The organism is Pseudomonas sp. S2_H01 (assembly GCF_054668305.1).
Map to the genome: position 1 here is coordinate 5220968 of NZ_CP162756.1, position 12643 is coordinate 5233610.

Here is a 12643-nt window from a genome sequence, read left to right on the forward strand (position 1 = left end):
CCACCTCCAGGCCCAGACCAAGCTCACATGTAGGGTGTGAATTTCCGTTATTTGAGGTGACGCTGATGGTTTGGTTTGTCCTAACGGCCAAACTGTTCCGCCTTCGGCGGGTTACCTGAAAACCGGAATGCCGGACCATCCCCAAGTCACCAAGGGTCCTGGCGCCCGGTTAGGCCCGACTTCGTCGGGTACCCGCACTCCGACGACGCTCCGTGGGCCCGCGCCGAACGGACATCCATGTCCTGACGGCGCTCTCGCGGCATCCATGCCGCTCGACCCACTGCGCGCCGTCTGCGTTTGGCCTGCACCCAAGTCGCGTTTTGTGGTGTCTGGCCTGCTGCGGTATGAAGATCAAAAGCCACAGCGCGCTTTGCGCTGATGATTGTTCCCGCGCTCCGCGTGTTGACACATTCAATGACGCTCTGCGTCATTCGGGATGGTCCGGAAACAAGCGGTAACTTTTCCCCACGCACAAACCGTCCATTCACAGCACGTCTGTTCAAGACCCGAATATCCCACCACGACACTATGGCTTCACCTCCCGTCCACGTTGATTCGGCTAGACGGGTATCGCTGAATTCGTGGGTGTGCGATGAGCTATTCAACTGTCGACGACCGTGCGCAGGACCTGGGGCTTTTGTTTCTGCGGGCCAGTGGCGCGTTGTTCCTGCTGTTCGTGCACGGGCTGCCCAAGCTGCTGAACTTCAAGGCGCAGTTATCCCTGATCGAAGACCCTTTCCATTTGGGCGCACCCCTGACCCTGAGCATGGCGATCTTCGCCGAGGTGCTGTGCCCGCTGCTGATTCTGACGGGCGTACTGGCGCGAATCGCTTGCCTGCCTATTCTCTTCCTGCTGCTGGTGGCACTGGTCGTGGTGCACAGCGACTGGAGCGTTGATCAAGGTCAGTTCGGCTGGTTGCTGATCATCATTTTTACCAGTGTGCTGATCGCCGGTCCTGGCCGTCTGGCGCTCAATATTCGTTTGCCCGGAGCGCTTCGCTATGCCTGATTCCGCCTTGTCTGCCGAGGTCACGCCGACCTCGAAACTGTCGCCCGACGAGATCGTCACGCTGGTGATCAAGCACCGTGTCAAGGCGGGCATGGAGGCGCAATACGAAGCCTGGCTGCGGCGCACCGTGGCGATTGCGGCCACTTATCCGGGACATCTGGGCGTGGACGTGATTCGTGGCAAGACCGACGGTCTGCACATGTTCACCTGCGTGCTGCGGTTCTGCTCAACCGAGGTCATGCAAAGCTGGCTGGACTCGGCGCAACGCCGGGAACTGGTCGCTGAAGCGGCGCCGATGCTCGCTGACGGCGATTTCACCGAGGTCAACCGACACAACGAATTCTGGTTTGTGCCGGCCAGCGACAGTTCACCGCCGCCACGATGGAAGCAGGCGGTCGTCACCTTTTTCGTGATCTGCCCGCTGACCCTGTTGATCCCGCTCCTATGGGGCCCGGTGTTCCGTGCCTTTCCACCGTTGGGCAATTACGTCATCAGCACGGCACTGGTGACCATCACCATCGTGCTGCTGGTGGTCTACCTGCTGATGCCTCAGGCGACCCGGTTGTTTGCGCCATGGCTCAACGCCAAGCCTGAACCCATGCCCGGAGCTGATCATGAAGGATGATCCGGGCGATGAAGCCCCGGCCAGCAGCGAGCGTCGCAGCTTCGTCGCCAAAGGCTCATTGCTCAGCGCTGCGGCCGCCATTTTCTCTTCAATGCCTGTCACCGGCTTCGCCGTCGGTGCTTCTCACTCTTCAGCCGCCGGAGGCCCCATGAACGTCGATCTGATTCTTTACAACGGCAACTTTCACACCGTTGATCAGGAAAAACCCAAGGCCAGCGCGGTCGCGATCGGCGACGGCAAGTTCGTCGCGGTCGGCACCGACGCTGAAATCATGTCGTTGCGCGGCAGTGCGACCCAGGTCATCGACATGCACAAGCGCACGGTGATCCCGGGCCTTAACGACTCGCACTTGCATCTGATTCGTGGCGGCCTGAACTACAACCTCGAATTGCGCTGGGAAGGCGTGCCGTCGCTGGCCGACGCCTTGCGCATGCTCAAGGCGCAAGCCGACCGCACACCGACCCCGCAGTGGGTGAGGGTGGTGGGTGGCTGGAACGAATTCCAGTTCGCCGAAAAGCGCATGCCCACCCTGGAAGAGCTCAACCAGGCAGCGCCCGATACCCCGGTGTTCGTCCTGCACCTGTATGACCGCGCGTTGCTCAACCGTGCTGCGCTGCGCGTCGCCGGGTATACCCGTGACACGCCAAACCCGCCGGGCGGTGAGATCGTGCGCGACAGCAACGGTGACCCGACCGGCATGCTGGTGGCCAAACCGAACGCGATGATTCTGTACTCGACGCTGGCGAAAGGGCCAAAACTGCCGCTTGAATACCAGGTCAACTCGACCCGCCAGTTCATGCGCGAGTTGAACCGCCTGGGCGTGACCAGTGCGATCGACGCCGGCGGTGGTTTCCAGAACTACCCGGATGACTACGCCGTCATCACGCAACTGGCTGAAGCCAAGCAGTTGACCGTGCGCATCGCCTACAACCTGTTTACCCAGAAGCCGAAAGAAGAGCTCAACGACTTCAAGAACTGGACCCGCTCGGTCACATTGCATCAGGGCGATGACTTCCTGCGTCACAACGGCGCGGGCGAGATGTTGACGTTCTCGGCGGCGGACTTTGAAGACTTCCTCGAACCTCGTCCGGACCTGCCGGCCGGCATGGAGCAGGACCTGGAACCGGTGGTGCGTCATCTGGTCGAGCACCGCTGGCCGTTCCGTCTGCACGCCACGTATGACGAGTCGATCTCGCGCATGCTCGACGTGTTCGAGAAGGTCAACCGCGAGATCCCGTTCAACGGCATTCCCTGGTTCTTCGATCACTGCGAAACCATCACCCCGAAAAACATCGAACGCGTGAAAGCGCTGGGCGGCGGTATTGCGATTCAGGACCGCATGGCGTTCCAGGGCGAATACTTCGTCGAGCGTTACGGCGCCAAAGCCGGCGAGCACACGCCGCCGATCAAGCGGATGCTGGCCGAAGGCGTGCCGGTCGGTGCGGGCACTGACGCGACGCGCGTGTCCAGCTACAACCCATGGACCTCGCTGTACTGGATGGTCAGCGGTCGTACCGTGGGCGGTCTGGAGCTGTACCCCGAAGGGCTTTCGCGGGACACCGCGCTCGAGCTGTACACCCGTGGCAGCGCCTGGTTCTCGTCCGAGCAGGGCAAGAAGGGTCAGATCAAAGTGGGTCAACTGGCGGACGTCGTCGCCCTGTCGCAGGATTTCTTCAGCGTACCGGAAGAGTCGATCAAGTGGATCGAGTCGGTGCTGACGGTCGTCGACGGCAAGGTGGTCTACGGCACCCAGGAGTTTGATCAGTTGTCCCCGCCAAGCGTGCCGGTGCTGCCGGACTGGTCGCCGGTGGCGAAGGTGCCTGGGCACTGGCGTCCGGGTGCGCCGATGGCGGCGGCCGTTCACCAGTGCAGCGGCCCGTGCACCGTGCATGCCCACAGCCATGACAAGGCCCGTCAATCGAAAGTGCCGGTCAGCGACTTCCAGGGGTTCTGGGGCGCGTTTGGCTGCTCGTGCTTCGCGTTCTGACGACACGGCCTGAAAGAGCATGAAACACCTCGCCGGGACTCACCGGCGAGGCTATCCGCCGGCGCAGTCCGCTGGCACTCGCACACACCTGTCACCTACATAACTGGAGTCAACCATGACCGTTCCCTACAAGCGTCTGGATATCAACGATGCCGTCGTGCTGCTGGTCGATCACCAGACGGGCCTGATCTCGCTGGTGCAGGACTTCTCGCCGAACGAATTCAAGAACAACGTGCTGGCTCTGGCCGATTGCGCCAAGTTCTTCAAACTGCCAACCATCCTGACCACCAGCTTCGAATCCGGCCCGAACGGCCCGCTGGTGCCTGAGCTGAAAGAAATGTTCCCGGATGCGCCTTACATTGCCCGTCCAGGTCAGATCAACGCCTGGGACAACGAAGACTTCGTCAAGGCGATCAAGGCCACCGGACGCAAGCAACTGATCATTGCGGGCGTGGTGACTGATGTGTGCGTGGCGTTCCCGACGCTGTGCGCGCTGGAAGAGGGTTTTGATGTGTTCGTGGTCACCGATGCGTCGGGCACCTTCAACGACGTGGTACAGAAAGCCGCCTGGGCGCGCATGACGGCTGCCGGTGCGCAGTTGATGAACTGGTTCTCGGTGGCGTGCGAGCTGCAACGCGACTGGCGCAACGACATGGAAGGCCTGGCCAACCTGTTGTCCCAGCGCATCCCGAACTACCGTAACCTGATGAACAGCTATACGGCGTTTACGGCCAAGTAAGGATCCGTCACCCGCAACCCGCCTGTGGGGGCGGATTCAGTCGCGAGAGGGCGGTACAGCCGATAGGCGTCTATCGGCTAGGTCACCCCATCGCGAATGAATGCGCTCCCGCAGGTTGATGTGTTGGTTGTCGATGGCAGCGCTTTTGAATTACTGCGTCGCCCGCAACGCGGCCTGAACCTGCTCGAACACATAGCTGGCGGAGTTCTCATCGCTGCCGGGCTTTTTGCTGTCTGAGCCGTCGGTGTCGATGCCTGCCAGAATCTCCGACAGATTATGGAAATGGCCTGGGTCTTTCTTCGTGGTTGAGTCGTCGGTGCCGGTCTGTGCCAGCGCATCGCTCAGGGTCTGGTGCTGGATCAGCCACTGCGGATCGGCTTTTTCTTCCGGCCCCATGTTGTCGAGGAAGGCCAGCGCCGCCTTTGCACGACCCACCGGGTCGTTGGCGTAGGGGTCGGTGAAGTTCTTTTCCTGATCCGCCGGCCCACTGTAATAACCGGTGGCCAGACGCTCTTGCTGGCGCATCAAGCCCTTGGCTGCGGTTTGCTCTTCGGCACTGAACTGACCGCCCTGGTTGGTGGCCACGGCGTACAGCGAACGCCGGTCCAGATCACCCATCAGCGAGTTTCGGTCCGTGTCACTGCCGTCGTAGGCTTTGCCGCTGGCTTTCATCAGCGCGTACTTGTCATCCATGCGCTTGCGGGCGTCGGTCGCGACGTCGGCGAACGCCTTGTCCCTGGAGCTGGACGTCGCGCCAGGCTGAGACACACCCAGCACCAGCGCATCGGCGGCCATGCCTGAACGTACCGGGAAGAAGGCTGAGTAGTTGGCGATTGACTGGCTATAGTTTGTGGACGTTTTTGACAGGCTCACCGAGTCGGTGCTGCCCGTCTGGCTGTTGCTGTCGACCGGGTCGCTGTCGGTGCGCACCGTGCTGGTGTCAGTCGAGGCTTTGCGGGTGGCAGCGCTGGAGTAGGCTGCAAGTGCAGCGCTTGAAGCAGTATTGACGATCATCTCGGCTTCCTTGGCAGCGGCGGCAACGTGGGCACGCGCCTGAGTCAAGCTAAAGGCTTGAACCCGGCGCTCTGTCGGGCCGGGACGTCTCTATTGTTTGTTTTGTTGGACGGCATTCGTCCGTATTTGTATCAGTTCTGACAACGTTATCGGCAGAGTCCTACGCGACTGAAGGGAAAGACGAGGTTATTTGTGTTCGGATGGACACAGACTCGATGGGTAAGACGTTCGGAGACTCAACTCATCTAACCCACGTCTTGGACGGTCTTTGTTGATCGTCTTACGCTTCGGTTTAACGTCATCGCGCAGGTGACCGGCCACTGTGTGCCGCTCCAGCGGCCCCGGCCAAACCCACATTTCTGAGGTGTACGATGAAAATTGATTTAAGTGGAAAGCTTGCGATTGTCAGCGGCTCAACGGCGGGCATTGGTCTGGGTATCGGCAAGGCGCTGGCGCTGTCCGGTGCAACCGTTGTGATCATCGGCCGTGCGGCCGCGAAGGTCGGCGAAGCCATTGCCGCGATCAAGCGAGACGTGCCGGATGCGCAGCTGCGCGGTGTGGTGGCAGATCTGGGCACCGCCGACGGTGCACAACGTCTGTTCGAGGCCGAACCCCGCGCGGACATTCTGGTGAACAACCTGGGCATCTTCAACGAAGTGGATTTCTTCGACACACCCGACGAGGAGTGGACGCGCTTCTACGAGGTGAACGTGATTTCCGGGGTTCGCCTGTCGCGGCACTACGTCAATGACATGGTGGCCAACAAGTGGGGCCGGGTGATCTTTGTCTCGTCCGAGTCCGGCGTCGCGATCCCCGCCAACATGATCAACTATGGCACCACCAAAGCGGCGAATCTGGCGGTTTCCCACGGGCTGGCCAAGCGCCTGGCGGGGACCGGCGTGACCGTCAACGCCATTCTGCCGGGGCCGACGTTCACCGACGGTGTCGAGGAAATGCTCAAGGACGCTATCGCCGAATCCGGGCGCAGCGCCCGTGAAGAAGCCGATCATTTTGTCCGTCGTGCACGGCCTTCGTCTATCATCCAGCGCGCTGCGGAAGTGGACGAGGTGGCCAATCTGGTTGCGTACCTCGCATCGCCACTGTCCTCGGCGACCACCGGGGCTGCCTTGCGTGTCGATGGCGGTGTCGTCGACAGCCTGGCTATCTGAACAATTTTCTGGAGAATCATCATGGCTACAGCATCTGCATCCGTTCACATCCCGGTTTCAGCGGACAAGGTCTGGGAACTCGTGGGCGGTTTTCTTTCGCTGCCCGACTGGCTGCCGTTCATCGCCAAAAGCGAGTCCGCCGAAGGTGGCCGCGTTCGCGACCTCACGACCCAGGACGGCGAGAAAATCAGCGAACGTCTTCAGTCTTACGACAATCAGGCGCGCACGTACAGCTACTCGATCACTGAAGGCCCGTTCCCGGTAACGGGCTATCTGGCGACGCTTAAAGTCAGTCCCAAGGGCGACAACGAGGCCTTGGTCGAATGGTCCGGTATTTTTACCCCGAACGGGATTTCCGACGCCGAGGCCGAAGCGTTGTTTCAGGGCGTCTACGACGGCGGTCTTGAAGCCTTGAAAGGTAACTTCTGATCGGGCATCCCGGTTGAACGCCATATGACTTGTGGGAGCGAGCTTGGTCTGGGCGGCATTTCGACGACTGCGGTGGATCAGCGGCATCCATGATGAATGGCACACCGCATTCGCCACCGTCGTAACCTCCGGCAGCTCCTACAGATGACGCGTCGTTGGTGGCGAGGCGGCAGGCGCAAAAAAAAAATGGACACAAGGTCAGGTTTCTCGGCGACCATCGCGCACGCTCCTTGTAGGAACCATGCTCCGTATTACGCATAAAATAGCAGGAGCCCGGATAACCCGAGACCCCGTGCCTGCCGCGCACCCTGTGGGAGCTGCTGGAGGTTACGACAGTGGCGAATGGGGTGGGTCAGTGACATCACCGCTGAATGACACGCCGCATTCGTCAGCAAGCTGACTCCCACAGGTAAAGTCTGCGGCCTGCCATAAGGGTCCTCTGTTCAGCCAGCTCTGCTTAATTGTCACTTAATCCGCAGCGCTGAAACTCCAAACCTGTGGTTTATCCGCAAGCCTCCGGTCGTCAGACTTGCCCGATCGTTTATCGCAGGAGAGGATGATGCTTGTTTCGGCCATCAATACCGTAGAGATACACGCCAACCAAGGTCGTTCAAACGAGGTCGGTACGCGTTTGCCCCGTATGCTTGACGTTTTGAACAGCACGACCCCGTGTGTCGCCTACACCTTTACCGCCAGCAAACATGACGACGCGTCATGGATCGTCAGCGGTTACTGGCAGTCCGAGACTCAGATGCAAGCGCATTTCTCTCACCCTGAACTGACCGGCTTTATGGAATTGCTGTGGAGCGGGGCCATCAGTCATATCCAGTTCAACAGCTTCGTCGTCGATGCGAATGAGGTGACCTGACATGTCCCTGAATGAAGACATTCTGCTAGGCATTGACCTGAATCTGCTGCTGACTTTTCTGGTGGTCTTTCGCGAACGCAGCGTCAGTGAAGCGGCCCGTCATCTTCGTGTGACTCAGCCTGCGGTCAGTGGATCGCTTGTGCGGTTACGCCAGTGTTTCGGCGACCCCTTGTTTCTGCGGCGTAATCGCAAGATGCAGCCCACGCCAAAGGCCCAGGCAATAGCCGACGCATTGCTGCCGGCCATGCTGCAGATCGAATCAGTGATCCGTCACCCGTAACGATTCGCTGTCATTTCCGCGTTTCCCAAACGCACACCTGTGCTTGATGGTGGTGCGTTCATTCCCACGCCTGATCCAATCGGTAGCAGTCCACGGTGACGGCTTAGCGCACCGTAATGCTGAAAATTCGTAACAGGTTCATCGAGTTGCCGCACGATTCATCGAGCTGGCACTGCTTTTGCTTTTGTGTATCCGTGGATGATTGGATACAAAAATTCAAAAGGTAATGCCATGCGACTCCTACCCGGATATGCCGACCGCCCACCTGTCACCGCTGAAGAAGAGGCCTACGCCTTTTTGCTGGATGCCATCTGCAAGGGCACGTACCGCATGGGCGAACGGCTCATCGCCGAAGACATCGCCACGGAGATCGGCATGAGCCGCATGCCGGTACGCGAGGCGTTTCGGCGTTTGGCGGCCGATGGGCTCGTCACCTTGCGGCCTAATCGCGGCGCGGTGGTCAGCGGGTTGAACATTGAAGAAATGCGCGAAGTGTTCGAAATGCGCAGCGCTCTGGAAGGGCTGGCGATTCGGGTCGCCGTGCCAAAAATCACAGAGCGCCACCTGACCCACCTCGAACGCCTGCTCGACGACATGGACGACTACCGCGACGACAGTTCGGAGTGGGTTGGGCGCCACCGTGCATTCCATGAATACCTCTGCAGCATCAGCGGCCGTGCGCGACTGATGCGCCAGATTTCTGCGCTGTATACGGCCATCGAACCGCACATGCGGGTCTGGCTGGAGCATGGGGAAAAGCCGTTGAGCGCCCGCGACGAACACGCGGTCATTCTCGAGGCGCTGCGCGCGGGCGATGCCGATCAGGCGGAACTCGTCTTGCGCGACCACATCGACGGCACGATTCCCAGCCTGATTGCGTTTCTCGAACAGCAGAAACCAGCATGAGCGCCTGACTCTCTTTCAACACCAGAAGCGGGCAGCCAGTCCGCCAGAGACACCCGGTCACCCTGTATCGACGTTTAGAACTGCCCTTACTTTCTCACCGAAATCGGAGCTTTCGTCATGCACAAACCCGCCGCGCTCGCCGCCCTCGTTTCCCTGAGTCTGTGTGCACCTCTGGTGTTCGCAAACCCGACCGTGCCGGACCGTCTGCAGAAGGTCGACAAGGTCACCTATTGCTCCGGTATGGACTCGCCACCGCTGGTGTCATTCGATGCTGCGCAGAAACCGGTGGGCCTGACCATCGATCTCGGGGTGGAAATCGCCAAGCGTCTGGGTGGCAAGAAAGTCGAGTGGCGGGTTATTCCGTTTTCCGGCCTGGTACCGGCGTTGCTGGCGCAACAGTGCGACATGATCGTCGATCAGCTGTTCGACAAACCCGAGCGCCGGGAAGTGATCAACATCGTCAACTACATGTACTCCAGCCAGTCGGTGGTGGTGCCCAAAGGCAATCCGAAAGGCATCAAGTCGCTGGACGATCTGTCGGGGCACAAGGTCGCGGTGCTCAATGGCTCCACCATCAAGACCCTGCTGGACGCCCAGAATGAAACCCTGACCAAGGCCGGCAAGCCGCCGCTCAAACTGGTCGTGTACAACACCGACACCGATGCCTTCCAGGCGCTGCGCATCAGCCAGGTCGACGCGTATGGCACCACGGTGGAAACCGCCGGTTACTACGCCAACATGGCGCCCGACCTGTTCCAGGAAGGCGTTCCCGCTTTCAGCCGGATTCTGACCGGGCTGGGTATTCGCAAGGACGACCCGCAACTGACCGCCGCCGTGCAGCAGGTGATCAGCGACATGCGCAGCGATGGCAGCTACACGCAGCTTCTCGCCAAATGGCACGTCGAAAGCGACAAGCTCGATTGAAATCCCGCAGAACGGAATAGACCGATGAATTTCAATTGGGAAGTGTTCTGGCAGTACCTGTTGCAGCCTAGCGGGGTGTACCTCACCGGGCTGTGGCTGACTTGCCTGATCAGCGTGCTGGCGATGCTGCTCGGCTGCACGCTGGGCCTGATCGCGGCCTTGATGCGCCTGTCGAAGAATCCGTTGCTGAACCTGCCGGTTCGCTTTTACGTCTGGCTGATGCGCGGCACCCCGTTGCTGGTGCAGATCGTCTTTCTCTACACCGCGCTGGCGGCGGGCGGCATCTTTCGTTTCGAGGACATCGACCTGGGCTGGTTCATCGTGCCGGGCAACATTCAGGCGGCGATCATCGCCCTAGGCCTGAATGAAGGCGCCTACATGGCCGAAATCATTCGCGCGGGCATCGGTGCGGTGGACAAGGGCCAGTATGAGGCCGGCCGGTCGCTGGGCATGACCTTCGGCAAATTGATGCGCCGTATCGTGCTGCCACAGGCGTTCCGGGTGATCGTGCCGCCACTGGGCAACGAGTTCAACGTGATGCTGAAAAACACCACGCTGGTCAGTGTGATCGGCGTGCAGGAGTTGCTGCTGAGCACGCAAATGGTGACGTCGGCAACGTTCCGGGTCTTTGAGTTGTACCTGGTCGTCGCGATCTATTTCCTGATGCTCACTACGCTGTGGGGGTTTTTCCAGCGCTGGCTGGAACACCGCTTCGGCCAGTCCGATCGTCAACCCCCGGCGGCGAAACGCATGTTTGGCCGCAGTGCGATGAAACTGTTGAGGGGGCGTTGAGATGGCGCATCAAAGCGAAGAACTGATTATCGAAGCGCTGGACGTTCACAAGTCGTTCGGCGATCTGGAAATCCTCAAGGGCATCTCCCTGCAGGTCCGTCGCGGGGAAGTGGTGGTGCTGATCGGCGCCTCGGGTTCGGGGAAAACCACGTTTATCCGTTGCATCAATCTGCTGGAAGACATCCAGTCCGGGCGCATCCGGGTCAATGGCCAGCCGATGGGCTATCGCGAACGCGCCGACGGCAGTCTGGTGCGCGATTCGGAACGCAATATCGCACGCCAGCGGCGTGATATCGGCATGGTGTTCCAGCGCTTCAACCTGTTTGCACATATGACCGCACTGGAAAACATCATCGAAGCGCCGATTCACGTGCTCGGTGTTTCGCGTGAGGCGGCATTGATCCAGGGCCGTGAACTGCTGGCCCGGGTCGGCCTGGCAGACAAGGCCGCGCATTACCCCTCGATGCTGTCCGGTGGTCAGCAGCAGCGGGTGGCGATCGCCCGCGCCCTGGCCATGAAACCCAAGGCCATGTTGTTCGACGAACCGACCAGTGCGCTGGACCCGGAAACCGTTGGTGAAGTCCTTCAGGTCATGAAGGAGCTTGCCGAAGACGGCATGACCATGGTGGTCGTGACCCACGAAATGGGCTTCGCCCGCGAAGTCGCCGACCGTGTGGTGGTGCTTGATCAGGGCGAACTGATCGAACAAGGCCCGCCCGAACAGATTTTCAGCCGTCCCACCCATCCCCGTACCCAAGCCTTTCTCAGCCGCGTGTTGTAACGCTCACAAGGAAATCGTCATGCGTTCATTCTGCTTTGCCGCTGCTCTGTGCTCTGTTGCCTTCCTGCCGGTGGCGCATGCCGCCGACGGCGTGATGAAGATGTATAACTGGTCGGACTATATCGGCCCCGACACCCTGAAAAACTTCGAAAAGGACAGCGGGATCAAGGTCCAGTACGACATCTTCGACACCAACGAAATGCTCGAAGCGAAGATGCTGTCGGGGCATTCGGGGTATGACCTGGTGGTGCCTTCCAGCCAGTTTCTGTCCAAGCAGATTCGCGCGGGTGCGTACCAGCCGTTGCAGCGGTCATTGTTGACCAACTGGAATCACCTGGACCCGCGCCTGATGAAGCGTCTGGAAGCCGCGGACCCGGGCAATCGTTACGCCGTGCCGTACATGTGGGGCACGGTTGGGATCGGCTACAACGAAGAGAAAGTGCGCGCGGTGCTGGGCAAGGACGTGGTGCTGGATTCGTGGTCGATGGTGCTCAACCCGGACAACCTGGCCAAGCTCAAAAGCTGCGGTGTGGCGTTTCTCGACGCGCCGGTGAAGATCATTCCCCAGACCCTGTTGTACCTGGGCCTTGACCCCAACAGCGTGAAACCCGACGACTACAAAAAGGCCTCTGCCTTGCTGATGAAACTGCGCCCGTCGGTGACCTACTTCAACTCGTCCAAGTACACGGCTGACCTCGCTAACGGCGATATTTGCGTGGCGGTCGGTTATTCGGGCGACGTGATGCAGGCGCAGACCCGCGCCAAAGAAGCCGGGAAGAACGTCGACATCCGTTACCTGATTCCCAAGGAAGGTGTGAACCTGTGGTTCGACATGCTGGCGATTCCCAAGGATGCCGGCAACGTCGCCAACGCCCATGCGTTCATCAATTACCTGCTGCGTCCGGAAGTCATCGCGCCGGTGAGTGACTACGTCGGTTATGCCAACCCGAACACCGACGCCACTGCCTTGATGGACCCGAAGGTCAGCGGCAATCCGGGGATCTATCCTGGCGACGAGGTGATCAACCACACTTTCGTGTCTGCCGATCTGCCGGACAACATCCAGCGCCTGATCACGCGTGAATGGAACCGCATTAAGTCCGGGCAATGAATCCAGTTT

At 60.0% G+C, this 12643-nt stretch carries 14 protein-coding genes; 13 read left to right on the plus strand and 1 reads right to left on the minus strand.

Annotated elements, in window-relative coordinates; translation table 11 throughout:
• Nucleotides 1-592: 592 nt before the first annotated feature.
• From AB4N84_RS23230 to ycaC, 4 genes are all read left to right on the plus strand, one after another.
• On the plus strand, nt 593-1009 hold the full coding sequence (locus tag AB4N84_RS23230; protein ID WP_074749922.1) for a DoxX family protein: 417 nt from the start codon (nt 593-595) through the stop codon (nt 1007-1009).
• A complete protein-coding gene (locus tag AB4N84_RS23235) occupies nt 1002-1634 on the plus strand; it encodes an antibiotic biosynthesis monooxygenase (protein WP_074749924.1) in 633 nt (210 codons plus the stop codon). The genes AB4N84_RS23230 and AB4N84_RS23235 overlap by 8 nt, the downstream gene beginning before the upstream one ends.
• Before the next feature lie 148 nt (nt 1635-1782).
• Nucleotides 1783-3621 (plus strand): amidohydrolase, encoded by a 1839-nt coding sequence (locus AB4N84_RS23240; RefSeq protein ID WP_460047109.1) that lies wholly within the window; start codon nt 1783-1785, stop codon nt 3619-3621.
• A 115-nt stretch (nt 3622-3736) separates the two neighbouring features.
• Nucleotides 3737-4360 carry an isochorismate family cysteine hydrolase YcaC gene (ycaC, locus tag AB4N84_RS23245; RefSeq protein ID WP_460043359.1) on the plus strand — a complete coding sequence of 208 codons (624 nt, stop codon included), beginning with the start codon at nt 3737-3739 and terminating at the stop codon, nt 4358-4360.
• A 150-nt stretch (nt 4361-4510) separates the two neighbouring features.
• Here the strand turns inward: ycaC and AB4N84_RS23250 are convergent, their stop codons facing one another.
• Entirely contained in the window at nt 4511-5374 is an 864-nt protein-coding gene (locus AB4N84_RS23250; protein ID WP_460043360.1) for a hypothetical protein, read from the minus strand.
• Nucleotides 5375-5745: 371 nt separating this feature from the next.
• On the opposite strand from AB4N84_RS23250, the gene AB4N84_RS23255 reads away from it, so the two are divergent.
• The 9 genes from AB4N84_RS23255 to AB4N84_RS23295 all read left to right on the plus strand — a co-directional run bounded on the left by AB4N84_RS23255 (nt 5746) and on the right by AB4N84_RS23295 (nt 12634).
• Nucleotides 5746-6543 carry an SDR family NAD(P)-dependent oxidoreductase gene (locus tag AB4N84_RS23255; RefSeq protein ID WP_460043361.1) on the plus strand — a complete coding sequence of 266 codons (798 nt, stop codon included), beginning with the start codon at nt 5746-5748 and terminating at the stop codon, nt 6541-6543.
• 21 nt (nt 6544-6564) lie between these two features.
• Entirely contained in the window at nt 6565-6972 is a 408-nt protein-coding gene (locus tag AB4N84_RS23260) for an SRPBCC family protein (protein WP_074749932.1), read from the plus strand.
• 559 nt (nt 6973-7531) lie between these two features.
• Nucleotides 7532-7840, plus strand: coding sequence for an antibiotic biosynthesis monooxygenase (locus AB4N84_RS23265; RefSeq protein WP_460043362.1), 309 nt, complete (start codon nt 7532-7534; stop codon nt 7838-7840).
• 1 nt (nt 7841) lies between these two features.
• Entirely contained in the window at nt 7842-8120 is a 279-nt protein-coding gene (locus tag AB4N84_RS23270; RefSeq protein WP_074749936.1) for a helix-turn-helix domain-containing protein, read from the plus strand.
• A 231-nt stretch (nt 8121-8351) separates the two neighbouring features.
• Nucleotides 8352-9026: a GntR family transcriptional regulator gene (locus AB4N84_RS23275; RefSeq protein WP_460043364.1), complete on the plus strand. Its 675-nt coding sequence runs from the start codon at nt 8352-8354 to the stop codon at nt 9024-9026.
• A 117-nt stretch (nt 9027-9143) separates the two neighbouring features.
• Nucleotides 9144-9950 carry an ABC transporter substrate-binding protein gene (locus AB4N84_RS23280; protein WP_460043365.1) on the plus strand — a complete coding sequence of 269 codons (807 nt, stop codon included), beginning with the start codon at nt 9144-9146 and terminating at the stop codon, nt 9948-9950.
• A gap of 24 nt (nt 9951-9974) precedes the next feature.
• Nucleotides 9975-10742 (plus strand): amino acid ABC transporter permease, encoded by a 768-nt coding sequence (locus AB4N84_RS23285; RefSeq protein ID WP_460043366.1) that lies wholly within the window; start codon nt 9975-9977, stop codon nt 10740-10742.
• A 1-nt stretch (nt 10743) separates the two neighbouring features.
• Nucleotides 10744-11523: an amino acid ABC transporter ATP-binding protein gene (locus AB4N84_RS23290; RefSeq protein ID WP_460043367.1), complete on the plus strand. Its 780-nt coding sequence runs from the start codon at nt 10744-10746 to the stop codon at nt 11521-11523.
• 19 nt (nt 11524-11542) lie between these two features.
• Nucleotides 11543-12634 (plus strand): polyamine ABC transporter substrate-binding protein, encoded by a 1092-nt coding sequence (locus AB4N84_RS23295; protein WP_074749947.1) that lies wholly within the window; start codon nt 11543-11545, stop codon nt 12632-12634.
• Nucleotides 12635-12643 lie beyond the last annotated feature (9 nt).